The organism is Oceanobacillus profundus (genome assembly GCF_003515705.1).
GTDB lineage: Bacteria > Bacillota > Bacilli > Bacillales > Amphibacillaceae > Oceanobacillus > Oceanobacillus profundus.
Genome location: NZ_QWEH01000008.1, coordinates 158,775 through 183,914, shown reverse-complemented (window position 1 = coordinate 183,914; position 25,140 = coordinate 158,775). Strand labels below are relative to the sequence as shown.

Genomic DNA, 25,140 nt, shown 5'->3' with positions numbered 1-25,140 from the left:
TACACCGCCATGAACAGAAATCAAACAGTAGATAATAAAAATAATCCAAAGCAAAATGGTTCCGATCATCAAAAACCGATGATCGGAACCATTTTTCAGTAATTTAGGCTAGTTATGTCTCAGCCTCATTTTAAATGTGTTTAGGTGCAAGCTCTAGTTATGTATTTCTAATTTAAAGGTATTTCTAGTTGTTCAAAATAAAAAAGTTAACTCCGAAAAGTTAACTTTTTGCTTCTATGGATGTTTGATTAAGTTATCCAGCGATTTCTGATATAATCGTTGCAATGGAGAAGAATCCAAATGCTAATGCTGTCAAAGCTGAAAATGCTAATGCAAATAGATTTTTATATTTCAGTTGACGAATAACTGAAACTACTGCAAGTAATGCGACGAATAATAATACGATTGCTAAAATAAGATGTCCCACAACTATTATCCTCCTTTGAAGCTTCATTGTTCCTAAAGTTACAATTTGAATTAGGAATTGGTTTTATATTATTATGTAACTAAGACATTATATTATTTATTCTAAAACATTAAATTGTTTTTGTCGAGTAATTGTAAAACGTTTTCTTACACAACAGGGTGTAATACACCCTCTTCTATGTGTGCGGGGACGAAAACATGTGTAGTGGGGAGGCAAAGCCCGTAAATTCCTGATTCTCTTAAGGTCCAGCAGGGCTCCTTATCAGTACTAACATTTAGTTGGGGGTGAAGCGAGCCCCACTAAATGAAAAAGTGATTTCATTCAGAATTGAATTGGAGGTTTTTTAATGAATGTAAAGGGGATGGCATTAGGTCCAATCGGAACAAATTGCTATATTGTTTATGATAAAGGAAAAGCGTTATTAATCGACCCAGGTGCAGAGCCTGATAAAATTGCCGAGTTTTTAGAAAGAGAGGGACTAAAAGTTCAAGCAATCTTATTGACACATGCTCACTTTGATCATATCGCTGCACTAGATGAAATACGAGAGACTGTAGATACAGATGTATATATACATGAAAATGAGCTTTCTTGGTTGTCAGATCCACAAATGAATGGTTCCAGTAAGCTAATAGGAAATGAAATCGTTATGAAGCCAGCTGAATTCACTTTTAAAATGGGTCCAATGGAAATAGGGGACTTTCACTTTGAAGTTATTCACACGCCTGGTCATTCGCCTGGCAGTGTCAGTTTTCTATTTGATCAAAATGAATTCATTATTAGTGGTGATGTTTTGTTTTATCATGGTATTGGCAGAACTGACCTTCCAGGTGGAAATATGGCAGAGATTGAAGCTACAATCCAAAATAAACTATATCAATTGAAGGAATCCCTCACTGTTTATCCTGGGCATGGACCACATACAACAATTGGTGAAGAAAAGCAGAACAACCCTTTTGTTCGTGCATGAAAGTATTAGCTGGATTTAGTTAATTTGAAGATGGAAAAACCCCTGCAATATTTTAGGTTGCAGGGGTTTTCAGCTTTTTTAATGTCCGAAACCAGGTACAAGAATAAATTCGGAATACCATGTAAAACCAATCATGAAAACGGTACAATACGCTCCAAATAAATACATGTACATGCGTTCAGATAACTTTAAATAACTTACTGTAAGGAAAAATGCCGTTTGAGCCAGGAATAGTAGTGCTGTATTCGTCATATCACCGATATAAAACATTACTGTAAAAATACCTGTCCAAAAGGCAAGAACACGAAACATTCGATCCATGTCTTCCCCCTCCTTTTAGGTAGCCTTTTCATTGTTATTATATATGAGGAATTGCGTATTGTAAACGAATGTCATTAAACAATTGAGAGATTAGCTAGATAAGTGCAATTTCCGCAATTGTTTGTAAACATATTTTCTTCGAATGTTAAAGTCGACCCTTCAAATAATACATCGAATATACCTTTTAGGAATAAATAATGCATATGACAAACTACTGTTTGGTTTTTCATCACTAATTCCTTAAATGGGCAGTTATTCACATGAAAATGAATGTTATTATTTCCTTCATCATACGTAAAGGAAGGAGAGAGTCCTAATTCTTCTGTTGCCCTCTCAAGTATATCAAGTTTTTCCTTGATGGACAGCTTATTGAAATGATGTATTTTAAAATCGTCTATAAATTGGTGCCCATACTTTTTCCCTGTTGCATACAATGCTTGCTCACCAATTTCACCGAGTTCCAACAGCGCTTCTAATGCAATTGAAGAAAGGGTCTTATAATCCCTCGATGGGAAGCTTAATTCGATTACACTTTCCGATAGTCGGTACATTTTGCTTGGTCTTCCGCCTTTTCCGCTTCTCTTGAAATATGTTGTAATAAGCTTTATTTCTTCAAGCTTAGATAAATGCAGTCTAGCTACATTTGAATGGATGTCAAAATGGTTTGCAATCTCAATCACACTAACATCTTTATGTTTTTTTAGTATATATTGATAAATATGGTACCTTGTTGGATCACTTAATACATTTGTAACTTTTAACGTATTGTCCACATAAATCACCCCAGTAGCTTTAATACCTTTATTATAGTATTTAATTTGACTATTTAGTGAGAAAAACAAAGTTTGTTAAAAAATGTACAAACTTATTATTCTGCTATATGTGTTTTTGTGAACGTATAAATTGTATCATATTCGTTTGTTTTGATTGAAAAGGATAATTGATACATTGTATCTGCTGCAGGTGTTATAGAAATTTTAACGTCACCATCAGGAAAATGATAGCGTACAACAGGAGGAGGCTCTTGTTCTATTATTTCCGATTTTACTGTTTCATATCCCATTTGAAAAAGCGTCTCTATTTTTATTTGTTGAATGTGTCTATGGGTAAGCGCAGTATCATGTCGATAACTATGAATTGCAGTCATTATAAACATGCAAATGAATGCCGTTATAAAAAGTACATACGGTAGTATTACTCCATGTTCATTCTTAATAATAAGCGAACTTTTTTTCATATCTTTCCTCCGAAGTAGTAATAACGGTAACTTGAACCCCGTAGGGTAGGGGAGTGAAGGAAATACCTTCAACATCCCTCAGATAGATTTCATGTCCTTTTCCATTGACTTGTCTTCTAACAAGTGTGCCATACAATTCGAGTGTTGCTGTTTTATTTTCATGCGGCTTAACTAAATAAAGTTTTCTATTTGTTACGTAGATGTTCGTTGCATCAATGATGTCATCTCGCACAAATTGAAAAAATTGCTGTACTGAAATTTCACTGTACGTTGATTTCGAGTTCATGCTTTGCAGCAAATAGCCCAAAAGCGGTAAACTGACGGAAAGGATAACAATACTACACAAAACAGTTATAAATGTAAATCCTTTCTCATGCTGCTTGTAATCCATAAAAACAGAGCTGTTCTTCTGTATTTTTCGCATTATTCCATTCAGCACATCCTTTAATGAACTCATTTTCAATCTGGAAATCAAATTGAACCTCCATATAAGAATCGACCGTTTTTGTGAAGGCCACAGGGAGTAAGGTATTTGAACTCCAAATAAATTGTTGTAACTCGTCGTGGAGCAAGTAAGCTAGTTTTCGACGATCGCTTAATACTTTTTGTTCTATATCAAGCGTTGAGATAATTGGCATAAATGTAGCAATTGCGGTGAATATGATACCGGAAGCAATTAATACTTCTATTAATGTAAAACCATTACGATTCTGCAATATAAAACCTTCCTTTCCCGAACTGGAAGACAATTCGATATTCGCTATATGTTGTTTTTATATGAATCGTTCGCGGGTATAAAAATGTACCTTTCCCATTAAATCGAATATCACTATTTTGTCTATAATCAACCGTCCATCCAGCAGGATAGACTTGCTCTGCAATTATTTCATTGTCCTGAAAGACTTTATAATTATCCTTGTAGAAACGAATAAATATCTCCTCACCTGTAGTCAAATAGGACATGTTTTGAACATATAAAACATCGATTTTCAATGTATCTAGAAATTGTTTGTCCTTTTGCTTTTCAATGCTTTCAAATTGAAAGGGAGGGAAAATTACCATAATAATTGAAAAGACAGCAAGAACAAAGAGGACTTCCAGCAATGTAAAACCATGATTATACTTAAGGTGCTGATACAATACCTTTATTTCCATCTACTGAATAGTTTAAAGCCTCTTCATTAGGACAGGTGAGTTGATCTTCGTTTAAGTAATCAGGAACTAATGCACTTAAAGTATTCGGATACGAATTATTTTCCATATAATAAACATCTACTTGTCCCTGAACGATGGATACTAGTGCTGTACATCCTTTGCTGTGGACCTCACTGCTCCGGTCACCGAGATTCGGAACGATAAGGATGATTAAGACGGATATGATTAATAGAACGATAAGCATTTCGATCAATGTGAAGCCGCGGTTATTGTTAAACATAGCAAAGCTCTCCTTTTAGATTGTTTTAATTAGCTGGAACATTGGCCACATCAACGTTATATAAATAAAAATGATGAAGCCAGCTAAAATTGTAAAAAATACCGGTTGAACGAATGTAATAATTTTCACGATTTTTCTTTGGATTTCTTCCATTAATAGCTCTGCATAGATACTTAAGTCTTTTTCAAGTGCTTGTGCGTCTGCATTTTTACTGAATATAGTTGTCAATTGTCCTTCTAGAAAAGTAAAAACAGTAAGTAAACTGGCGATGTGGACACCTCTTGATAATTCTGAAGTCATTTGCTGGGCGTAATAGGAGATAATAGGTAGTTTCTTCTGTCGGGTCATATGGTCAAGTATTTCTTTGAAAGACATTCCGGTTTTAAGCAGTGAACTGAAGTGTGTAGCGAAGTAAAAGGACGTCTGTAGCTTTAGGAAGCTTCGGTAAAGTGGAATTGTGCGATAGACGTTTAATTGCTTTTCAATTGGCAACTTACCCTTTGTTAGTAACCATACAAAAAGTAAAATTCCCAAAACAAAGATTAACACAAAAGTAATGGTGGTAAGCATTTCAATTAAAATAATGGAGACCTGGACTGTTGATGAAGCGGACATACTTGCTTGAAAAATATCTTGAAAAGACGGGAGGACACTTTGTTTTATAAAGTATAGCAGCAAGGAGAAGATAAACAATAGAATAAGTGGGTATCTGGCTGCTTGTTGAAATTTATTTGTATTTTTTATTCGATATTCATACATTGCAGCACATTTTTTGATGCTACCCTCAAGATCTCCATTTCCTTTTACAAAATAAAGATATGAAGTAATCAGCGGATGAAATTTCGCTTGATCAAATGCTTCATCAATAGACATACCGTCTTTAAGGCACGTTAAAATGCGGGTTGCAGGTTTTTCTAATTCTTTATTCCATTTTACTGTTTCAATTGCATCTAGCAATGGGTAGCCATTCGTTAATAAACGATGTAATAATTGTAGGAATCGAAGCTGCAGAGGGTTAGCCAGCATTTTTCTACGACTGATAAACCCTTTCAGATATGAAGCCATATGCATAAGCCTTCTTTCTTAAATACTCAAATGAATGAAATGTATCAAGTTCTGTTAATTCGTTCCCCTCAATGGTATTCTCTAATAATGTACCTTCGAGTAGTTCAAGAATCGCTGCTCTCCTTGCGAGTTCGGTTTTCACCTGCAATGGAAGTAATTGAAGCGCAGCAACCGCGATAAGTGATTGTTTCATATCACTTCGTTTGATACCCATATCGATTAAACGATGAATTGTTCCTATAGCATTTTTTGCATGTAATGTGCTCAGAACCAGGTGACCTGTTAAGGATGCTTCAAATGCAAATTTGGCTGTGTGCTTATCGCGGATTTCACCAACCATAATAATATCTGGGTCATGTCGTAACGCTGCTTTTAAGCCTGTCTGATACGTAATTCCAGCTTTTTCATTGACTTGCACTTGTAGAATATTGTCCATGTTTTTCTCAATTGGGTCCTCTAAAGTAATGGTTTGATACGACTTTTCCTTTAAGATGGATTCCAGTAAAGCATATAATGCTGTGGTCTTGCCACTTCCGGTTGGCCCGGTCAGAAGGATGATGCCAGCACGATTGGACATCCATTCCTTCATTTTATTTAGTTGGCTTTTAAAAAGAAAAAGTTGTTCAAGAGTGAGTTTTGTTTCTTGTGGAAGGATCCGAATTGCTAAACTTTCTGTTTGATGGAGAGGAAGTGTCGATAATCGCAATGAGAATAAATTGGACGTGGTCTTATGTTGAATGGTGCCATTTTGCGGCTTTCTTGATTCACCAATATCCATTCCAGCTATAAATTTGTAGTAGGTGAGCAGTTGTTCATATTGTTTAAGTTTTATGTGGCAATGTTTTACTCGTTTTCCATGGATTCGAAAAAAAATATCTGTATAGTCATGGAAAGGATAGAAGTGAATGTCTGAAGCGTTCTCTTTAATCGAAGCGTTGAGCAGGTTATCTGATAAAGTTGCAGTGGGATTCAAGGTTGTTTTCACCTCCTTTTATTTTGCAACAGTATACTTTATTCGACGTTTTTTGATTAAACCCTTCTTTTTTATAAAAATTTTTGTATATATTTTTTTTGATTTGCAAAAGATAAGTGTGAGACATGGAATCGAGGTGGTAGTAATGTCAGGAAATGATTATTTGAAGTTTATGACCGAACAAGTTGTTTCATATATAGACTTACCATCTGAGGAAAGAAAGAAACGAAAAGAAGCGCAAAGGAAACAAAATTCCTTATACACCACCAGATGGTTTGGTATGCTTCCATTCACATTAAAAATAATGTTCCAGAAGGAGAATAGCAGATAAATTTACCTGCTATTCTTTATTTATGGAGGTTGTTCAAAAAGTATGAAATGTGACTACATTAAACTGGGACTAGCATAGTGCCGAACAAGACTTTTTTTATCTCAGCCTCTAACCCTGCACAAGTGATTTTACTATTATAATGCATGTTGTTCGAGATACACGATACCTCCATTGATTACGTCCAATGTTACCTTTGGATGATAACGTTTTGTTAATTCGTCTTGTTCTTTTTTCATCTGTTCACTTTCTAAGTCGTCCTGATAAAAATGCTGTAACGTTTGAATTTCTTCCTGTAACAATTCTAAAGATTTCTTAGCCCACGTATGTTCTTGCTCTTCAATATAGTTTGACAGAACAGTTTCCATTCGTATGTAACCACTTTTTATTTTAATCATTGGAGACAATGTAAAGCAATAATCAGAAATTGTTGTTTGTAATGAAAACTTCCTTAACAGATTCATCATATCTAACTTCATCATGCCGTTAACTAAATGTAAACCGATAGAAATGATTTCATCCTTTTTATGCTGCCCTTGATAACTAATTTTAAAGTTTACAACTAGCCATGGATGTAAGGGCGTCTTTTCGGTTGCATGAATTAATTGAAATAGCTTTGTAAATTTTTCCTTTTCTTTTAAATGATTCATAATTTGCTGGAGGCGAGGACTGCCAAAGTGAATCCAGTCTCCTTTTGCATCCCGTTGTTTTGGATTTGTAATTAGCGTAAGTTGCATTGGATCGCCGGTACGGCCAATTTTTTTAATGTAGTGCCAGTAAAATGGTCGGTTCATCAATTCACGATCCATCTGTTCATTTAATTGTATTTGTATCACACCATCATGATTGGAAATAATTTCGCAATCCTTAGCAGTAAAGTAATCTGTCAAAAATTCATTTAAATTAGTAATTGCCATAAAGTCTCTCCTCCGTTTCCGCTGTAGAATCATTTTTTGCACCTTGAATAATGGAAGAAAGGTTATTTAGTTTAATTCGTACCTCCCCTGCGGAGGTGGATTCATTATAGATAGACTCCATCTCTGACTCGATACTTGAAATGTTCAGCTCAGCTAAAATATCATCTAGGTTGCCAATTACCTTTTCAAATAGGTTTATCTTTTCATATAAAAGTGTCAGAATATGTTCTTCTATCGTGTTGCGAATAACAAGATTATAGATGTGTACATCCTTTTCCTGTCCGAAACGGTGGATACGTCCAATCCTCTGTTCAAGCCGCATTGGATTCCATGGTAGATCGTAATTAATTAGGTGGCTGCAAAATTGAAGGTTAATTCCTTCACCTCCAGCCTCAGTAGCAATCAAAACCTGCGCATGATCTTTAAACAGTTGTTTCATCCAGTCCTTTTTACCACGTTTAAATCCACCTCGGAAGGGGACCGATGAGATACCATGTTGCTGTAAATACCATTGTAAGAAATATTGTGTTGCTCGATACTCTGTAAAAATAATAACTTTTTCATCACCTATTGATTTAATTAGCTCTACTGCTTTTTCAGCTTTTATGTGGTGAGGCAGCTCCTCAATTTTGCTAAGTAACGGTTTTAATACAGCTGCATTATTTTCATGCTCACTAATTTTAGATAATGACATATAACAAGCTTCTCGTGATGAACATATCTCACGGAGGTACGTAATTTTCGAAAAAGTGGAGAACGCGATTGTAGTATTGACAAGATCGTCATATACTTCGCGTGCTTTATCAGGAAAATCAATCCATAAGGTCTCAATCATCCGTTTAGATTCAGTGAGTTTTGTTGCTTTTCTCGTATTTCGAATCATTACTTTTTGAATCAATTGTTTTAAATAAGGATCTTGTTCCAGCTTACTTCGATCCTTACCATATTTTTCGATAAAGGAATCATAATTTCCTAGATGACCAGGTCGAAGTATTGTAATTAAATTAAATATCTCAATTAATCGGTTTTGTACAGGTGTAGCTGTTAAAAGCAAGCAGTACTTCTTTTTAATTGCACGTACAAATTGATAGTTTTTTGTTTTATGATTTTTAAGCTTATGCGCTTCATCAATCAGAATAAAATCATATTCCGTGTCAATTATTTCTTCCCGGTTAGGAGAACGTTTTGCTGTATCAAGGGAGGAAATAATAATCGGATTTTCTTTCCAACTATAATTCTTCCGATGTGCAACTGCTGGTATATAAAACTTTTCATTCAATTCCTTCACCCATTGGTTAACAAGCGATGCAGGAACGAGAATAAGTGCATTTTTTACTAATCCCCGAATCATGTATTCTTTTAAAATAAGACCTGCTTCAATTGTTTTTCCTAATCCGACCTCATCTGCTAATATTGCACGACCATTCATCTTTTCGATTGCTTGTTCAGCAACATCGGTTTGGTGATCTAAAAAGTTAACATGTGGAAGATACTCTAATGCACGTAACCCATTAAAAGAAGGTGAACTTGTTGTTAACTCAGCTTGAAATGCCATCGAAAAGAGTTCCCAATTGGAGAAAGGACCCTCTTTGCTAATGGCTGTTTCTAAAGCATTGATAAAGGCTGAATCTTTTTGTAGTTCAATAGAATCCATATGTTGAACACACATCCTATTATTAAAATTTGGATTTCACTATAATTTTGCTTTTTGATATGTTATAATTCAAAGTGAAATAGAGTTCCTTACATTCTGATACATAGTATAACCAAATATAAATTTTTCATTAGCGGATGATTACAAGGGGAGAGCTTACATTATGTAACGCCGAAGGAGCAAGTTAAGAGCGAATCTCTCAGGCAAAAAGACTCTTGTAGGACGCAACTCTGGAGAGTGTTTACTTAGAATTAGTAAACCACCCACGAAGCAAATACTTATACAGTCATCCAACGTTCGTATAAGTATGCAACTTTCTGGTTTAAGGACAGAGATTTCTTCGGTAAGGAAGGAATCTCTATTTTTATGCACTTTTTCAACAAAATTAGGAGGAGTGGATGGTATGAGCGAGTTGAAACGAACACCTATTTTTTCGGAATATGGAAAATACGGGGCGAAAACAATTGATTTTGGGGGCTGGGATTTACCAGTACAATTTACTGGGATCAAACAGGAACACGAAGCAACCAGAACAAAAGCAGGGCTATTTGATGTGTCACATATGGGGGAAATTGCTGTAAAGGGCCCTAAAAGCTTAGAATTTCTGCAATACGTTATGACAAATGATGTGACCAAGCTCGTGCCAAACCGAGCACAATACACGATTATGTGCTATGAAAACGGGGGAACAGTCGATGATCTAATTATTTATATGCTTGCAGAAAATGATTATTTGTTAGTGGTGAATGCAGCGAATACAGAAAAAGATTATGAGTGGCTGCTCCAGCATAACACATACAGCGAAAAGGAAGTAACGATTACCAATACCTCAGCTGATTATGTTCAATTTGCATTACAGGGACCGAATTCAGAGGAGATATTGCAGCAGCTTGCAAAAACCAATCTATCCGAGATCAAGTTTTTCCGCTTCGATGCAAATGTTCCGCTGGAAAATTCAGAACATACTGCAATTGTTTCGCGTACTGGCTATACTGGTGAAGATGGATTTGAAATCTATATTGACAAATCAGAAGGTCCTGCTTTGTGGAATCGGCTGCTTGAGGCAGGAAAAGACAAAGGGCTCGAGCCAATTGGACTTGGCGCGCGTGATACACTTCGTTTCGAAGCAGGTCTTGCATTGTATGGTCAGGAATTATCAAAGGATATCAGCCCAATTGAAGCGGGGCTTTCGTTTGCTGTAAAAGTGAACAAAGAAGCAGATTTTATAGGGAAATCTGTACTAAAAGAGCAAGTGGAAAATGGAACGACAAGAAAATTAGTTGGAATTGAAATGATCGATAAAGGCATTCCACGGCATGGATATACGGTATTGAAGGATGATCAAGTGATTGGGTTTGTAACATCTGGTACACAATCCCCAACTTTTAACAAAAATATTGGATTAGCACTTATTGATTCCGAGTTTGCAAATGAAGGTACAGAATTAGAAGTCCAAGTTCGAAAACGCAAATTAAAAGCAATTATTGTAAAGACACCATTTTATAAACGAGATAAATAGGGGGCATCGTAATGGAATTTCGTTATTTACCTATGACTGAAACCGATCAAGAAGAAATGCTGCAAACAATCGGAGTTTCAACCACAGATGAGCTTTTTTCAGACATTCCAAGTAGTGTACGCTTTCAAGGAGAATTGAACTTAAAAAAGCCAGCAAATGAATACGAATTAAAAAAAGAACTAACTGAAATGGCAAATAAAAATGCTAGTTTAAAACAATATACTTCGTTCCTTGGAGCTGGTGTGTACGATCATTTTATTCCATCTGTTGTTGACCATGTTATTTCCAGATCGGAATTTTATACAGCATATACACCATATCAACCGGAAATCTCCCAAGGTGAGCTGCAAGCAATTTTTGAGTTTCAAACGATGATTTCTGAATTAACTGGAATGCCTGTTGCCAACTCTTCGATGTATGATGGCGGAACCTCTTTAGCAGAAGCGGTTAATTTAAGTGCAGCACAAACGAAACGGAGAAAAGTGCTTGTTTCTCAAGCTGTGCACCCGGAGTCACGTGCTGTTATTGAGACATACGCAAGAGGACAGAATGTTGAAATCGTGGAAATCGGATTAAAGAATGGTTTAACGGACCTTGATCATTTAGAACAAGAGTTGGATGATACGATTGCTGGTGTTGTGATACAATACCCGAACTTCTTCGGTCAAATTGAACCGTTACAAAAGGTGGAGGAATTAATTAAGCAACAAAAGAAAACCATGTTTATCGTTTCCAGTAATCCATTGGCTCTTGGATACTTAACACCGCCCGGAGAATTCGGTGCAGATATCGTTGTTGGTGATACGCAAGTATTCGGGATTGCTGGACAATTCGGTGGACCTCACTGTGGTTATTTTGCAACGACCGAAAAACTAATGCGTAAAGTTCCAGGGCGTTTAGTGGGACAAACAAAGGATGAAGATGGTGTACGAGGCTTTGTATTAACATTACAGGCAAGGGAACAGCATATCCGTCGTGATAAGGCTACTTCTAATATTTGTTCAAATCAGGCATTAAATGCACTTGCAAGTTCAGTTGCAATGAGCTCAATAGGTAAACATGGATTGCGGAAAATGGCAGCTTTGAACATGCAAAAAACACGATATGCAATTGAACAATGTAAAGCAGCTGGTTTAGAAATCGTATATGAACATCCAAGCTTTAATGAATTTGTTGTAAAGCTTTCTAATTCCGTACCAGCTATAAATGATAAGCTGTTTGAAAAAGGAATTATTGGCGGATACGATTTGGAACGCAATTATCCTGAATTAACAGGGCATATGTTAATTGCTGTAACAGAAATTCGTACAAAAGAAGATATTGATACGTTTGTAAAAGAATTGGGGGATATCAATGGCTAATCAAGAGTTTCCATTAATATTTGAACGTAGCAAGGAAGGAAGAACAAGCTATAGCCTGCCGAATTTAGATGTTCCAGAAATTGATCTTAATGCTGAATTGGATGACGTATACGTAAGAAAGACTCCACCAGAGTTACCAGAGGTAAGTGAGCTGGAAATCATGCGCCATTACACTGGGCTTTCTAATCGAAATTATGGAGTGGACTCTGGATTCTATCCACTAGGATCCTGTACGATGAAATATAATCCGAAAATCAACGAAGATGTTGCACGCTTGGAAGGATTTAGCCATATCCATCCATACCAAGATCCCAAAACGGTTCAAGGTGCAATGGAAATGCTTTATGATTTGCAAACGGCTTTAAAAGAAATTACAGGGATGCATGAAGTTTCTTTACAATCCGCTGCAGGTGCTCATGGTGAATGGACTGCATTAATGATGATTCGCGCGTTTCATGAAGCAAATGGCGATTTTGGGAGAACAAAAGTGATTGTGCCGGATTCTGCACATGGCACAAATCCGGCATCAGCAGCAGTTGCTGGTTTTGAAGCAGTAACCGTAAAAACAAATGAAAAAGGACTTGTAGATTTAGAAGACTTAAAACGTGTTGTTGGTAATGATACCGCTGCACTCATGCTGACAAATCCAAATACACTAGGATTATTTGAAACAGAAATTATGGAAATGGCAGAAATTGTTCATGCTGCAGGCGGGAAATTATATTATGATGGCGCAAATTTAAACGCAATTATGGGTTATACACGTCCAGGAGATATGGGCTTTGATGCAGTGCATTTAAATCTTCATAAAACCTTTACAGGTCCCCATGGCGGCGGCGGACCAGGTTCTGGACCTGTTGGTGTATCGAAAGAGCTCGAACCTTTTCTTCCTAAACCGATTATTACGAAAAAAGAGAATGAATATGTGTTCGAATATGATAGACCTCAATCAATCGGTCGTGTTAAGCCATACTACGGAAACTTTGGAATTAATCTCAGAGCTTATACGTATATCCGAACAATGGGAGCAGAAGGTTTGAAAAAAGTAAGTGAATATGCGGTATTAAATGCGAATTATATGATGCGGAAATTGGAGAAGGCATATGAATTACCATATAACCAGCATTGTAAGCACGAATTTGTATTGTCAGGAAGCAGACAAAAGAAGCTTGGGGTACGTACTCTTGATATTGCAAAGCGACTATTAGACTTTAATTACCATCCACCAACCATTTACTTCCCATTGAATGTAGAGGAGGGCTTGATGATTGAGCCTACAGAGACTGAATCGAAGGAAACATTAGATGGTTTTATCGATGCAATGCTTCGAATTGCTGAGGAAGTAGAGAATAATCCTGAAGTCGTACAGGAAGCACCACATAATACAATTGTGAAACGAATGGATGAAACTACCGCAGCAAGAAAGCCTATTTTACGATATTATAAATAAAAAATAAGCCTTGAGGTAACTTTTAAACCTCAAGGCTAAATTTTTATTAATTTTTCGTTTTAATTTTACCGGTCCATTTCTTGAAACCGCCTTTTAAATGATAAATATCCTGATAGCCTTTTTTGTGTAGTAGCTGTGCCGCACGAGCAGAACGTGTACCGCTTTGACAATAAAGGTACACAGGCTTATCTTTTCGCATTTCTACTAAACGTTGACGCATTTGACTTACAGGAATATTTCTTGCTCCAAGAATATGACCTCTCTCAAATTCCTGAGGCTCTCGCACATCTATTAATTGAGCTTTCCGATATCCTTCCCGGAATTGATCTTCCGTTAATACCTTCAAGTAATTACGTTGTCTATAATAGCGGAATAAACCAACAGCAAGCAAGACAACTACGGCAATAATTAAAAACTCCATTTTACTTCCCCCGTCTGTCCAAAAAATGTTCATTATCTATTTTATTATATGGGTAGACGCGGTATATTTCAAAGTTTTTCTCTTTCCTATAAGAAAAGTTCACGATTTGCAGTTTCCATGATTACATAATTCGTAAAATGTTACAAATTGCATATTGTGGATTATTGCTTTATAGCTGATTTTTCATTTTATGCTTGACAAAGAATACAACTATCAATAAAGCAGCTTATGGGGAACTCAACGGGCATTAGAACCTAAAGCATAGTGATAGTGCCTAGAAGATAATAGGTGAACATATGAAAGAATTATGGGCTTCCGATAGTCTATCTAGACAACGAATGATTGTGGGTCTAAAAAGGAGTGAAATAAAAAAGGGATATATCAAAACTCCAAGAGAAAAAAGAACGTGCGAAGAATGCATGGAAGAGAAGCAGAAGAAAACACCGTTGGTGAACAAACAGAGTTGTTCACAGATACCGAAAAACCTAAAGTTGTGTTAATGGATACAATCCAAGAGCTAGAACGAATCATTGTTACGATTGGTTCCGAAATTGGGGACACCTGTCCAGTTTGTCGAACGGATAGTGTAGAGGAGATTGGTGGTTGTAATACTTGTACAAGCTGTGGAGCACAGCTGAAATGTGGTCTTTAACTATAAGAAGAAGAGTCCCCGTAGCTCTTCTATTGTTTTTTACCGTCTAAAATAATATAACTTGTGTTAATTTGTCTTTTCCTGTATCCTCAAAGTAGAGAAACAGTTTTGCCCTAAACAAAAAATATTCTTGAAACGAGGAGATCTACATGCCTACTCCAAGTATGGAAGATTATATCGAACAAATATATAACTTAATTGAAACAAAAGGATATGCCCGTGTATCCGATATTGCAGAAGCATTAGAAGTGCATCCATCTTCCGTGACAAAAATGGTACAAAAATTAGATAAAGACGAATACTTAAACTATGAAAAATATAGAGGATTTGTACTGACTGCAAAAGGAAAAAAAGTTGGAAAGCGTTTAGTGTTTAGACACGAGCTTCTGGAAGAGTTTTTAGAAATCATCGGGGTAGAGAAAGATAATATTTACAATGATGTAGAAGGTATTGAGCATCATTTAAGCTGGAATTCAATAGATCGAATTGGCGATCTTGTCAACTATTTTAAAACAGATTCTGCAAGACAGGAAGAATTAAAAAAAGTCCAAGCGGAGAGTGTAAAAGAATAAGCATAAAAACCATACAGCTCACGTGGAGGTGTATGGTTTTTTCATGAATTAAAAGATTGGCCGAGTTTATTCTTTGGTGATTATGATTCGCTCTAACATGTTCACAGTTCTCACGCTCCACGACAATTTTATCGACATTGTTCTATTCTTAGCGCTTTGCTTATATATATAAAGAGATTACCCTTTCATTTCGCTTACGAAGGTAGTTAAGCACACATCATGAAAAATGAGCGCGGGGGAGAGAGTGGATGAAGATTGATGCAGTTTTTTCTGGTGGCGGAGTTAAAGCATTTGCTTATATTGGTGTACTAGAGAGTCTGAAAGAACATCAACTTCAAGTAGTACGAGTGGCCGGAACCTCTGCGGGGGCTATTGTTGGGGCATTGGTAGCTGCAGGTTATGAAATAAACGAAATTGAAGAGCTTATACATGAACTTGATCTAACTGAATTTATCGACCCACCACTTTTAACAAGGCTGCTGCCATTTACGAAGTGGTTTTTCTTGTATAGTCAGCTGGGGATTAATAAAGGTAACAAACTGGAAAGTTGGCTAGAAGAACTTTTAGCAAGAAAGAACATTCGCACCTTTCACGATATAAAAGAAGGTTACTTTAAAGTTGTTGTCAGTGATCTTTCTTTAGGAAAGCTTATTGTCATACCCGACGATTTGGAACGCGTGTACGGAATTGAAGCAAATTATTTCCCAGTAGCAAAAGCTGTTCGAATGAGTGCAGGATTTCCCTTTTTCTTTATGCCAAAAAAGATGCCTGGATTGTACAAAAAGAAAAGCATAATGGTGGACGGTGGACTTTTAAGCAACTTTCCATTATGGATCTTTGATAATGGAGACAATACAAAGAAGAGGCCAATATTAGGAATTAAATTGACAGATGCAACTGAAAAGGGGATTGGACCAAGAGATATTAAAAATGCCCTGGATATGTATCAAGCATTATTCTCTACAATGAAGCAAGCACATGATGCCAGGTATATATCAAAAAATGATCAAAAGAACATTCTATTTGTTCCTGTTGCACATACAGGAGCAGTTAACTTTCATATTTCACAGGAAGTGAAGCAAGAATTAATCCAAAGCGGGAAAGAGAATGCTGATCAATTTTTAAAACGATGGTCAACTTAAACATCGCTCATTGTCAAGCAGTCCTTTTGTCAGCTTCAATCTAAAGTGGAGAAACCCCTTTCAATATTAAAAAACGTCTAAAATAAAGAAGACCGGCTATAAAGAAGCTCGGTCTTTTCGTTTTGTTTTATTACCTTCAATTACTTTTAAATGTGTAGCACGTTTTGTTCGTTTTTTCTTTTGTGCTACAACGGGCTTCGTCTGTTTAGGAGCGGCATTGTATGAAGTTTGCTTGTATTTGGATTTAGATTGCTTTACTGCCTTCTTATACTTTTTCATATCATCGGAATTAGAAGGGGTTCTCTTTTTCAGCACAAAGTAATAGAGCAGAGCGAAAACAGCCACCCCAATACCAAACATAATTAAAATGTTTGTTAGAAAGTTAATTGTATTTCCGAAAAGCTGTGAAATTAAACCGATAACTGCTAAGCCAATAATAATGTAAACAACAATTGAAAATTTACTACGGCCCATAAAAACTCCTCCTTCCACAGTCTTGTAATATAATAATAGTCTTTTACTATGTTATATACCACTAAAGCGTAAGTTTATATCCGTTTTTTGTAAATTAAATAAAAATAAGTTTTCTATTAGAAATTGTTTCCTAATTTGTACAAAAATATTCAGTACAGGATTTGTTTATCTTAATTCTATTTTACCCGAAAATACTGTTAACAACTAGCCTAATGTTTTAATACAATGATTTGTTTGCAAATGATTGGTAATAATAAAATCTGGAGGTGTCACAACAATGAATACAGAAAAACAATCACATACAACGAATTCTGAAGAACAGTTTTCAATATTGCCTAAGTCCTTATTCACCGGATTGGTGGGAGGTATAGCTTTAGGTTTTGCGTGGATCATCTTATATTATTTTAATTTTAGTGAAATATCACCTAAATCTTTTATTCTAAAGTCATGGACTAATGCAAATTGGGTTGACACATGGTTTGGAACACTTCTAACAATTATAATAATTGGACTGCTGTCCATTGTTACAGCTTTGATTTATCATGGAATATTTAAAAAAATATATTCGATGTGGATGGGAGTTGTATATGGAATCATTGTGTGGGGGTTTATCTTTGTCCTAATGCCGCCAATTTTTACGAATGTACCAAACATCACGGATATTACGTTTGATACAATCTTATCGACCGCAAGTTTATTTATCCTTTATGGAACTTTTGTAGGTTTTTCCATTTCATATGAATATTATGATATGCGAGTACAAATAAGAAAACGATCTGAAGAATAGCTCTATATTAATATAGCAGTAAAAATACTCAAATGAATTGATTTATGTTAGACTAATTGTACAAAAATAACAAATTGTATCCGTTAAAGTGCGTGTTCAAAAAGGAGGATGAAAAGGACCGAGCAGGTCGAGGCGGCGTAGCTTTGAGCAGACGATCTTGCACGCAGGAAAAGTGATTTTCTTTTCCAAGGAGCGGGAGCAGTTAATACGTGAGCAGCGGAAAAGCAAGCCAACGAGCTTCCACAGGATGTAGTGCTTGACTTCGACGTTCGACACAGGATGTGTCGGTACTTAGTCGAAGGTCTACTGATCTCGATTTGTGTCATTTTCACCGGACTTTTTGAATAACCTCTTAAACGATTGAGGGGGAAAAACTGATGGAAAAACTGAATAAGCTGCGAGAAGCATTGGAAAAAAATAAGCTTGATGCAATTTTAATTTCTAGTCCAATCAACCGAAGATATGTGACCGGATTTACTGGCACAGCAGGTATTGCGTTGGTATCACGTGACGACGCCAGATTCATAACTGATTTTCGCTATACAGAACAAGCAAATGAACAAGCTAAGCACTTTAACATAATTGAGCATAAACAGTTAATTGAAGGGGAAATTTCAGATCAATTAAAACAAATGCAAATTAAACGGCTTGGTTTTGAAAAGGATTATGTGACATTCACTAAATATGAAAACTATCAGAAAAGCTTTGATGTGGAACTAATCCCGGTTAGTGGGTTAGTTGAAGAGCTGCGTTTAATTAAAACGAATGAAGAGTTAAATACGATGAAAAAGGCAGCTAAAATTGCAGACGATGCGTTTGTTCATATCCAAAAATTTATTAAACCGGGTGTTAAAGAAATCGACATTTCAAATGAACTCGAATTTTATATGCGCAAACTTGGTGCAACATCATCAAGTTTTGATACAATTGTTGCATCTGGATATCGTTCAGCACTGCCACATGGTGTTGCATCGAGTAAAGAGATTCAATCAGGTGAACTAGTTACACTAGATTACGGTGCATTATATGAAGGTTATTGCTCGGATATCACGAGAACTGTTGCAGTTGGTGAAATTTCAAGCGAATTACGTGAAATATATGATATAGTATTAGAGGCAAATCTTCGTGGAGTAAATGGGATTAAACCGGGAATAACAGGTAAAGAAGCAGATGCCTTAACGAGGGATTTCATTACAGAAAAAGGCTATGGCGATAATTTTGGACATTCTACAGGACATGGCCTAGGTTTAGAAGTTCACGAGGGCCCAGGATTATCGTATCGCTCGGATAAAGTTTTGGAAAAAGGTATGGTAGTTACAGTTGAACCTGGAATTTATGTGCCGGGACTTGGTGGCTGCAGAATCGAGGACGATATTGTACTAACAGAATCTGGAAACGAAAGACTAACCTTTGCTTCAAAAGAATTGATACAGCTGTAGGGATACATAAAGGAGGAAATGAAATGATTTCAGTTAATGATTTTAAAACAGGTTTGACAATTGAAGTGGACAATGGCATCTGGCAGGTATTAGAGTTTCAACACGTAAAGCCAGGAAAAGGTGCTGCATTTGTACGCTCTAAACTACGTAATTTAAGAAACGGGAATATTCAAGAAAAAACATTCCGTGGTGGAGAAAAAGTTGGTAAGGCGCATATTGAAAATAAAAAAATGCAATACTTATATGCATCTGGTGATGCTCATGCCTTTATGGACACAAACACATATGAGCAAATTGAACTGCAGACAAGTCAAATTGAAGAACAATTAAAATTTATGAAAGAAAATATGGAAGTACATGTAATCAGTTATGAAGGTGAAGTACTTGGGGTCGATCTTCCAAACAACGTTGAGTTGGAAGTAATTGAAACGGAACCAGGAATTAAGGGTGATACTGCAAGCGGAGGTTCAAAACCAGCTAAGTTAGAAACTGGTCACTCGGTTCAAGTACCATTTTTCATAAACCAAGGTGATGTTTTAGTTATTAATACATCCGATGGGAAATATGTATCAAGAGCTTAGTTGTATTATAATTCTATAAAAGCTGTGTTACAGAGGAAATTAATTTTCTCTGTAACACAGCTTTTTGCGTTATTAGAAAATAGAAATGCATATTTGATCATTAACACTACAACATTTTCTAATTTTTTATTTGTACGATGGAGCAGCGAAGGTCATAAATTATCTATTCCTACATACATTTACTATAAAGCAGCTTCAAAACAAAGCGAGGAATAATCATGGACGAGATTATGCGTTTGTTTCCAAATGACATGGGACAAGCTATACAATTTAAAGTTCAAAACAGGTGGCAAATGCTACAGGAAATCCGTGTTCGTTTAAACCGCCCTATTGAGTTAATATTTGATGACACGACAGAATGGGTGAAAAACCTTATCCCTCAGACGAAAGAGGCAACATTTTTAATCAATCAGCTTAGTCAATTTTCATTATATCGGTTAGAGGATGAGTTGCGAGAGGGTTATATCACTATAGAAGGAGGGCATCGGATTGGAATCGCTGGAAAGGTGACAACAACGGGAAGCAGTGTAAAAGCAATACAGAATATTACGTTCTTTAATATCCGTATTGCTAAAGAAAAACCCGGAGTTGCCTTACCTATTATCCCATATATATACAATGGCGACTATTTTAATACTTTAATCATCGGTCCTCCACAGACAGGTAAAACAACATTAATTCGAGATTTAACCCGGTTGATTTCCAATGGCTCGAAACAGACTAATCCGAAGAAGGTTGGCGTTGTTGATGAACGCTCTGAAATAGGTGCCTCAATTAAAGGAATTCCGCAGCACAATTTAGGGCTTCGTACAGATGTTATGGATGCATGTCCAAAAGCTGATGGAATGATGATGCTCGTTCGCTCCATGTCACCAGATGTGATGGTAGTAGATGAAATTGGCAATCAACAAGATATTGATGCGTTGATGGAAGCGGTTAATACAGGGGTTACTGTAATTTGCTCCATACACGGCAGAAGTATCAGCGAACTGAAAAGACGCCCCTCTTTAGAACCGATTTTCAATCAACATATTTTCGATCGATATATTGTGCTAAAAAGAGATACAAGCCCTGGTCGTATTAGCCTTGTGCTCGACCATAATGAAAATAATTTGCTTCAAAAAACAAGGGGTGTGACAAATGAAGTGGATTGGAGCACTGCTTTTAATCGGAACAGCCACCTTGGCAGGATTTGAATGGAGCTCTAGGTTGACCAAACGGCCAAAGCATATTCGCGAATTGAAAAGCGCATTACAAATTCTCGAGGCTGAAATTATATATAGCCAAGTGGCTTTGTTTGATGCATTCTTATCCGTTTCTAGAAAAATACCAAATCCATTGCGAGGATTTTTTGCTTCTCTAGGGAAAGAAATGCAAGGTGAAGCAGTTGATTTCTTTACAGTTTGGGAAAGGCAAGTTGAAGTCTTAATTAAAAAGTCAAGTATGCATGAAACGGAAAAAGAAATATTAAAGCAATTCGGTCGAACCCTTGGTCAGCATGATATGAGTCAACAGCAAAAGCATATACAACTGACCATAGTTCACTTAGATAGAGAACTAGAGGAAGCCATTGATAACGATCGCAAATACGGAAAAGTTGCAAAAAGCTTAGGTATATTAAGTGGGGCTTTTATTGTGTTGTTACTCATTTGAAATGAAAGGAAGGAGCATTTTTATGTTCACAGATGCATCCATTCTCTTCCAGATAGCTGGAATAGGAATAATCGTAGCATTGATTCATACGATTTTAAAGCAAATGGGTAAAGAAGAGATTGCTCAATTTGCCACGCTGCTTGGGTTTATCATTGTACTTGTTATTGTAATCAATGGCCTTTCTGATTTGTTTCAGCAAATTAAATCGGTATTTTTGTTTTAGGAGCTAAATGGCATGGATATCTTGCAGATTGCTATATTAGGAGTAGTGGCTAGCATTTTATATATCGTTTTAAAAGATATTAATAAGTCCTTTGCCTTTTTCCTTATTCTGATTACAGGAATTATTATTTTTCTGGCAGTCATTCATCAAATCAGTGTTATTTTCCAGACAATTCAAACTTTAGGTCAGAAGGCAAATATCGAAGGTCTTTACTTGGAAACAATCTTAAAAATTATTGGGATCGCTTATATTGCAGAGCTAGGTGCGAATTTAACTAAAGACGCAGGGCTTGGTTCTGTTGCTCATTATATAGAGCTTTCCGGGAAGATTTTTATCTTATTGCTTGCAGTACCAATTATAACCGCAGTTATTGAAGCGATTATTAGCTTTTTACCATCTGTATAATTATTCATTACTGCTTGAAGGGAGCAAACGGGGTGAATGAAATCATATAACCTAATAATCCTAATTCTACTCACAATTATTTTTTTCTTTAGTGGACAGGCTACTGTTTCTGCTGCTACAGATAATGACATTCATTTTGATGAAAGCATCCTTCAAGAGATCTCCCTTGATGGTGTTGGAAGCTATTGGGACCAACTAGTTGAGGAGTATGGCGGTTATTTACCTGAGATTGAAAAAACGAGTATTTATGAATTTGTTAAAAATCAAGATTCCTTTTCACTAAAAAATACGATCGTTGCATTTCTAGAGTACTTATTCCATGAACTAATTGCAAACGGAAAGCTATTAGGAACTTTATTAATGCTCACCCTGTTTTCTGTTATTTTACAAACGATGCACAGCGCTTTTGAACGAAACGCAGTTAGTAAAATTGCGTATTTTGTCATCTATCTTGTACTTATTTTTATTGCCCTGAACAGCTTCTATGTTGCTGTATCTTATACGCAAGAAGCAATTGAAATGATGAAGGGATTCATGATTGCTTTACTCCCGCTTATGTTAGGGATGATGGCGAGTTTTGGGAATGTGATAGCCGTTTCTTTCTTTCATCCAATAATCATTTTCCTAATTAATTTCAGTGGAATTTTAGTTTCTACGTTCATTCTGCCATTACTGTTTCTTTCAGCAATGCTCTTAATAGTTAGCAGCTTAAGTGAAAATTATAAAGTGACACACCTGGCAAATCTATTTAAAACAGTTGGACTTGGAGCCCTCGGCATATTTTTAACCATTTTTTTAGGGGTCATTTCTGTTCAGGGTACAGCATCTGCTATTCAGGATGGTTTAGCAATGAAAACAGCTAAGTTTGTTACGGGTAATTTTATTCCTGTTGTTGGAAGAACATTTACAGATGCGGCTGACACAATATTAAGTGCTTCACTCGTATTAAAAAATGCTGTTGGTATGGCCGGACTGCTGGTCATATTGTTAATAGTACTCTTTCCCGCATTAAAAATAGCTGCGGTTGCATTGATATATAAGATAGCTGCGGCTGCTCTACAGCCAATTGGAGGTGGTCCAGTTATTACAGCTTTAAATACGATTAGTAATTACATTTTATATATTCTTGCATGCTTACTAGCAGTATCTCTAATGTTCTTATTGGCTATTGTGATTATCGTTTCTGCAAGTAATATAACTATTTTGCTGAGATAAGGTGATGTTCGATGGATGTAATTATACAATGGGTAACTCAGATTATTTTATTTGTCATTCTTGCTGCAATTATCGATTTACTGATTCCAGTAGACGCGATGAAAAAGTATGTCAAATTAGCAGTAGGACTCATATTAATTCTTATCCTTTTAAAGCCCGTATTCTACTTATTTGATGCAGATATTGAACAAGCTGTCGAAACATCTATTGACCAGCTAGATCAAGCTTATACGCAAGATGAAAATATAGAAAATCAAATAGAATTTCAAAAAAAAGAGATACAAAACAGTCAACATGCATATATTTTAGAACAGATGACTGTCCAACTGAAAAATATAGCTGAGGACCCCTTAAAGGAGGAATTCCAAGTGGAGATTACAAGCATCGATTTTACATTTGAAGAAGTGGAAAATCTGTCCTTTGAGGATTTAGTAGAAGTCATTGTTTATATAAAGGAATTAGAGAACGAGGAGGGAGCGGTGGATACAGTTGAAGAAATAGTCATTGATTCTCAGCATAACGATCAAGATAGTGAAGGGGAAAAAGAAGAAGTTGGAACAGAAATAGCAACACTGCTAATGGATGAATGGGAGTTAACAGATAAGAAAGTATCTATTTATTGGGAGGGAGGGACATCATGAAAAATTTCTTTCGACCAAAAAAAACGGAGGGAGGTAAGCCTCCATCGAAGAAAATCGGATACCTTATCATCTTAGGATTGACAGGGGTATTTCTAATTATCGTCAGTAATATTTTTTCATCAGAGGACGAGCCTGAACTTAACCTTCAGCCTCAAGGAGAAACGCAGAACATAGCAAAAGCCGATGATGGAGCAGAAATGTCTTCTTCAGATATAAGTCATGTAGAAGAAAGTTTAGGACAAGAATTAGCTGGAATGCTTAATAAAATTCAAAGTGTAACAGAAGCAGAGGTTATGGTTAATCTGAATGCAACGAGTGAGCAAGTTTACGAAAAGAACACCACGAAAGGTCAGCAAATTACTGATGAATCTGACCGGAATGGTGGTACAAGGAAGATTGAAGATAATACAGAAGACAGTCAAGTGGTAACAATACGAAAAGGTGATCAAGAGATGCCGTTATTAGTTCAAACAAAGCAACCAGAGGTTAGGGGGGTGTTTGTAGTAGCAAAAGGAGCTGATCAGCCCTCCGTCAAAAATCAAATTGTTGAAGCAGTTTCACGTGTTCTTGATGTTCCAACCCATAAAATTTCTGTGATGCCAAAAAACTAGGAGGAAGATAGTATGTTAAAAAAACAAACGGTATGGCTATTGACTATGTTAAGTTTAATGATTGTGCTTAGTGTCTATTATATGCTTTCCCCAAATGGTGATGATTTAGCATATATAGAGGACGGACAACCAGCTAGCGAGAAAGCTTCTACGACAGCTGGAACAGGAGATACAGAAGATGCAGAAAATGCAGAAGTTGACGACATTACAAACCTTGGCCAAGATGAATTATTTGCAACAATTCGTATGGAAGTACAAGACGACCGCAGCAAGAAAATAAGTCGACTTACAGATGTAGTTGCATCCGCTAGCGCTAATGCAGAAGAAAAAGAACAAGCACTCAATGAAATCGATGTATTAGAAAATCTAGATGCAAAAGAAGCGATTCTTGAAGAACAAATTGTTGGTGCAACTGGCTATGAAGATGTACTTGTTCGCTCCGAAGCAGAAAAAGTGCATGTACATGTTAAAGTCGAAGAGTTAACAAATACAGAAGTTGTAAACATCATGCAAATGGTACGTGATGAATTTGGAGAGGATGTAAAAACGGAAGTAAACTTTCAACCAACAGGTAAATAGAAAATAATTAGCAATTCATAATAAAAGACCAATTCAATTATGCTTTCATAACTTATAAATCCAGACGTAACCTAGGGTCTGGATTTCT

Annotated in this window: 33 protein-coding genes and 2 riboswitches; of the genes, 19 read left to right on the top strand and 14 right to left on the bottom strand. The window is 36.2% G+C overall.

What is annotated here, in order from left to right; genetic code table 11:
• Positions 1–253: 253 nt before the first annotated feature.
• Positions 254–427, bottom strand: a complete 174-nt coding sequence (locus D1B32_RS13415; protein WP_149473974.1) for a DUF2759 family protein — start codon at positions 425–427, stop codon at positions 254–256.
• A gap of 346 nt (positions 428–773) precedes the next feature.
• Here D1B32_RS13415 and D1B32_RS13410 point away from each other — a divergent pair, with 346 nt between their 5' ends.
• Entirely contained in the window at positions 774–1,397 is a 624-nt protein-coding gene (locus D1B32_RS13410) for an MBL fold metallo-hydrolase (protein WP_095306998.1), read from the top strand.
• 78 nt (positions 1,398–1,475) lie between these two features.
• Here D1B32_RS13410 and D1B32_RS13405 read toward each other — a convergent pair whose 3' ends face one another.
• The 9 genes from D1B32_RS13405 to comGA form a co-directional block, all read right to left on the bottom strand.
• A complete protein-coding gene (locus tag D1B32_RS13405; protein ID WP_095306996.1) occupies positions 1,476–1,718 on the bottom strand; it encodes a DUF2626 domain-containing protein in 243 nt (80 codons plus the stop codon).
• A 74-nt stretch (positions 1,719–1,792) separates the two neighbouring features.
• On the bottom strand, positions 1,793–2,491 hold the full coding sequence (locus tag D1B32_RS13400; protein ID WP_095306995.1) for a helix-turn-helix transcriptional regulator: 699 nt from the start codon (positions 2,489–2,491) through the stop codon (positions 1,793–1,795).
• 95 nt (positions 2,492–2,586) lie between these two features.
• Complete coding sequence (locus tag D1B32_RS13395) at positions 2,587–2,955, bottom strand: hypothetical protein (RefSeq protein WP_095306994.1); 369 nt, start codon at positions 2,953–2,955, stop codon at positions 2,587–2,589.
• On the bottom strand, positions 2,930–3,379 hold the full coding sequence (locus tag D1B32_RS13390) for a competence type IV pilus minor pilin ComGF (protein ID WP_187393158.1): 450 nt from the start codon (positions 3,377–3,379) through the stop codon (positions 2,930–2,932). The genes D1B32_RS13395 and D1B32_RS13390 overlap by 26 nt, the downstream gene beginning before the upstream one ends.
• Positions 3,327–3,671, bottom strand: coding sequence for a type II secretion system protein (locus D1B32_RS13385; protein ID WP_158586265.1), 345 nt, complete (start codon positions 3,669–3,671; stop codon positions 3,327–3,329). The genes D1B32_RS13390 and D1B32_RS13385 overlap by 53 nt, the downstream gene beginning before the upstream one ends.
• Positions 3,658–4,095, bottom strand: a complete 438-nt coding sequence (gene comGD, locus D1B32_RS13380; RefSeq protein ID WP_187393157.1) for a competence type IV pilus minor pilin ComGD — start codon at positions 4,093–4,095, stop codon at positions 3,658–3,660. Before comGD ends, D1B32_RS13385 begins: the two co-directional genes overlap by 14 nt.
• Entirely contained in the window at positions 4,079–4,390 is a 312-nt protein-coding gene (gene comGC / locus D1B32_RS13375) for a competence type IV pilus major pilin ComGC (protein ID WP_118889652.1), read from the bottom strand. Before comGC ends, comGD begins: the two co-directional genes overlap by 17 nt.
• A gap of 15 nt (positions 4,391–4,405) precedes the next feature.
• Entirely contained in the window at positions 4,406–5,455 is a 1,050-nt protein-coding gene (comGB, locus tag D1B32_RS13370; protein ID WP_118889651.1) for a competence type IV pilus assembly protein ComGB, read from the bottom strand.
• Entirely contained in the window at positions 5,421–6,428 is a 1,008-nt protein-coding gene (comGA, locus tag D1B32_RS13365; protein ID WP_118889650.1) for a competence type IV pilus ATPase ComGA, read from the bottom strand. Before comGA ends, comGB begins: the two co-directional genes overlap by 35 nt.
• A 145-nt stretch (positions 6,429–6,573) precedes the next feature.
• On the opposite strand from comGA, the gene D1B32_RS13360 reads away from it, so the two are divergent.
• Positions 6,574–6,759, top strand: coding sequence for a YqzE family protein (locus D1B32_RS13360; RefSeq protein WP_095306986.1), 186 nt, complete (start codon positions 6,574–6,576; stop codon positions 6,757–6,759).
• Positions 6,760–6,893: 134 nt separating this feature from the next.
• On the opposite strand, the gene D1B32_RS13355 is transcribed toward D1B32_RS13360, so the two are convergent.
• Together D1B32_RS13355 and D1B32_RS13350 are read right to left on the bottom strand one after the other, a co-directional pair.
• Positions 6,894–7,673, bottom strand: coding sequence for a YqhG family protein (locus D1B32_RS13355; protein WP_118889649.1), 780 nt, complete (start codon positions 7,671–7,673; stop codon positions 6,894–6,896).
• Positions 7,660–9,327, bottom strand: coding sequence for a DEAD/DEAH box helicase (locus tag D1B32_RS13350; protein WP_118889648.1), 1,668 nt, complete (start codon positions 9,325–9,327; stop codon positions 7,660–7,662). The genes D1B32_RS13355 and D1B32_RS13350 overlap by 14 nt, the downstream gene beginning before the upstream one ends.
• Positions 9,328–9,464: 137 nt before the next feature.
• Positions 9,465–9,552: riboswitch (glycine riboswitch) on the top strand.
• Positions 9,553–9,555: 3 nt separating this feature from the next.
• A riboswitch (glycine riboswitch) is annotated at positions 9,556–9,661 on the top strand.
• A gap of 69 nt (positions 9,662–9,730) precedes the next feature.
• On the opposite strand from D1B32_RS13350, the gene gcvT reads away from it, so the two are divergent.
• The 3 genes from gcvT to gcvPB are packed head-to-tail and all read left to right on the top strand — an operon-like array spanning position 9,731 to position 13,657.
• On the top strand, positions 9,731–10,846 hold the full coding sequence (gene gcvT, locus D1B32_RS13345; RefSeq protein ID WP_095306983.1) for a glycine cleavage system aminomethyltransferase GcvT: 1,116 nt from the start codon (positions 9,731–9,733) through the stop codon (positions 10,844–10,846).
• Positions 10,847–10,857: 11 nt separating this feature from the next.
• Positions 10,858–12,207, top strand: coding sequence for an aminomethyl-transferring glycine dehydrogenase subunit GcvPA (gcvPA, locus tag D1B32_RS13340; RefSeq protein WP_118889647.1), 1,350 nt, complete (start codon positions 10,858–10,860; stop codon positions 12,205–12,207).
• Positions 12,200–13,657, top strand: a complete 1,458-nt coding sequence (gene gcvPB, locus D1B32_RS13335) for an aminomethyl-transferring glycine dehydrogenase subunit GcvPB (RefSeq protein ID WP_118889646.1) — start codon at positions 12,200–12,202, stop codon at positions 13,655–13,657. Before gcvPA ends, gcvPB begins: the two co-directional genes overlap by 8 nt.
• A gap of 46 nt (positions 13,658–13,703) precedes the next feature.
• On the opposite strand, the gene D1B32_RS13330 is transcribed toward gcvPB, so the two are convergent.
• Positions 13,704–14,078 carry a rhodanese-like domain-containing protein gene (locus tag D1B32_RS13330; protein WP_095306979.1) on the bottom strand — a complete coding sequence of 125 codons (375 nt, stop codon included), beginning with the start codon at positions 14,076–14,078 and terminating at the stop codon, positions 13,704–13,706.
• Positions 14,079–14,484: 406 nt separating this feature from the next.
• On the opposite strand from D1B32_RS13330, the gene D1B32_RS13325 reads away from it, so the two are divergent.
• The 3 genes from D1B32_RS13325 to D1B32_RS13315 all read left to right on the top strand — a co-directional run bounded on the left by D1B32_RS13325 (position 14,485) and on the right by D1B32_RS13315 (position 16,444).
• On the top strand, positions 14,485–14,730 hold the full coding sequence (locus D1B32_RS13325; RefSeq protein ID WP_316246657.1) for a hypothetical protein: 246 nt from the start codon (positions 14,485–14,487) through the stop codon (positions 14,728–14,730).
• Between the two features lie 149 nt (positions 14,731–14,879).
• Positions 14,880–15,302, top strand: a complete 423-nt coding sequence (gene mntR / locus D1B32_RS13320; protein ID WP_118889645.1) for a transcriptional regulator MntR — start codon at positions 14,880–14,882, stop codon at positions 15,300–15,302.
• A gap of 248 nt (positions 15,303–15,550) precedes the next feature.
• Positions 15,551–16,444 (top strand): patatin-like phospholipase family protein, encoded by an 894-nt coding sequence (locus D1B32_RS13315; protein ID WP_095306977.1) that lies wholly within the window; start codon positions 15,551–15,553, stop codon positions 16,442–16,444.
• 96 nt (positions 16,445–16,540) lie between these two features.
• On the opposite strand, the gene D1B32_RS13310 is transcribed toward D1B32_RS13315, so the two are convergent.
• Positions 16,541–16,918 (bottom strand): SA1362 family protein, encoded by a 378-nt coding sequence (locus D1B32_RS13310; RefSeq protein ID WP_118889644.1) that lies wholly within the window; start codon positions 16,916–16,918, stop codon positions 16,541–16,543.
• 277 nt (positions 16,919–17,195) lie between these two features.
• On the opposite strand from D1B32_RS13310, the gene D1B32_RS13305 reads away from it, so the two are divergent.
• The 11 genes from D1B32_RS13305 to D1B32_RS13250 all read left to right on the top strand — a co-directional run bounded on the left by D1B32_RS13305 (position 17,196) and on the right by D1B32_RS13250 (position 25,052).
• Entirely contained in the window at positions 17,196–17,705 is a 510-nt protein-coding gene (locus D1B32_RS13305; RefSeq protein ID WP_118889643.1) for a YqhR family membrane protein, read from the top strand.
• A gap of 377 nt (positions 17,706–18,082) precedes the next feature.
• A complete protein-coding gene (locus D1B32_RS13300) occupies positions 18,083–19,144 on the top strand; it encodes a M24 family metallopeptidase (protein WP_095306973.1) in 1,062 nt (353 codons plus the stop codon).
• 23 nt (positions 19,145–19,167) lie between these two features.
• Positions 19,168–19,725: an elongation factor P gene (gene efp, locus D1B32_RS13295; protein WP_095306972.1), complete on the top strand. Its 558-nt coding sequence runs from the start codon at positions 19,168–19,170 to the stop codon at positions 19,723–19,725.
• Between the two features lie 218 nt (positions 19,726–19,943).
• Positions 19,944–20,921, top strand: a complete 978-nt coding sequence (spoIIIAA, locus tag D1B32_RS13285) for a stage III sporulation protein AA (protein ID WP_095306970.1) — start codon at positions 19,944–19,946, stop codon at positions 20,919–20,921.
• Positions 20,866–21,378, top strand: coding sequence for a stage III sporulation protein SpoIIIAB (gene spoIIIAB / locus D1B32_RS13280; RefSeq protein WP_095306969.1), 513 nt, complete (start codon positions 20,866–20,868; stop codon positions 21,376–21,378). The genes spoIIIAA and spoIIIAB overlap by 56 nt, the downstream gene beginning before the upstream one ends.
• A gap of 22 nt (positions 21,379–21,400) precedes the next feature.
• Complete coding sequence (spoIIIAC, locus tag D1B32_RS13275; RefSeq protein WP_095306968.1) at positions 21,401–21,601, top strand: stage III sporulation protein AC; 201 nt, start codon at positions 21,401–21,403, stop codon at positions 21,599–21,601.
• A gap of 12 nt (positions 21,602–21,613) precedes the next feature.
• Entirely contained in the window at positions 21,614–22,006 is a 393-nt protein-coding gene (gene spoIIIAD, locus D1B32_RS13270; RefSeq protein WP_095306966.1) for a stage III sporulation protein AD, read from the top strand.
• 36 nt (positions 22,007–22,042) lie between these two features.
• Entirely contained in the window at positions 22,043–23,221 is a 1,179-nt protein-coding gene (gene spoIIIAE / locus D1B32_RS13265) for a stage III sporulation protein AE (protein ID WP_118889642.1), read from the top strand.
• A gap of 11 nt (positions 23,222–23,232) precedes the next feature.
• Complete coding sequence (gene spoIIIAF / locus D1B32_RS13260; protein ID WP_095306964.1) at positions 23,233–23,862, top strand: stage III sporulation protein AF; 630 nt, start codon at positions 23,233–23,235, stop codon at positions 23,860–23,862.
• Positions 23,859–24,473 carry a stage III sporulation protein AG gene (gene spoIIIAG, locus D1B32_RS13255; RefSeq protein WP_095306963.1) on the top strand — a complete coding sequence of 205 codons (615 nt, stop codon included), beginning with the start codon at positions 23,859–23,861 and terminating at the stop codon, positions 24,471–24,473. Before spoIIIAF ends, spoIIIAG begins: the two co-directional genes overlap by 4 nt.
• Before the next feature lie 12 nt (positions 24,474–24,485).
• Positions 24,486–25,052 carry a SpoIIIAH-like family protein gene (locus D1B32_RS13250; RefSeq protein ID WP_095306961.1) on the top strand — a complete coding sequence of 189 codons (567 nt, stop codon included), beginning with the start codon at positions 24,486–24,488 and terminating at the stop codon, positions 25,050–25,052.
• Positions 25,053–25,140: the final 88 nt, after the last annotated feature.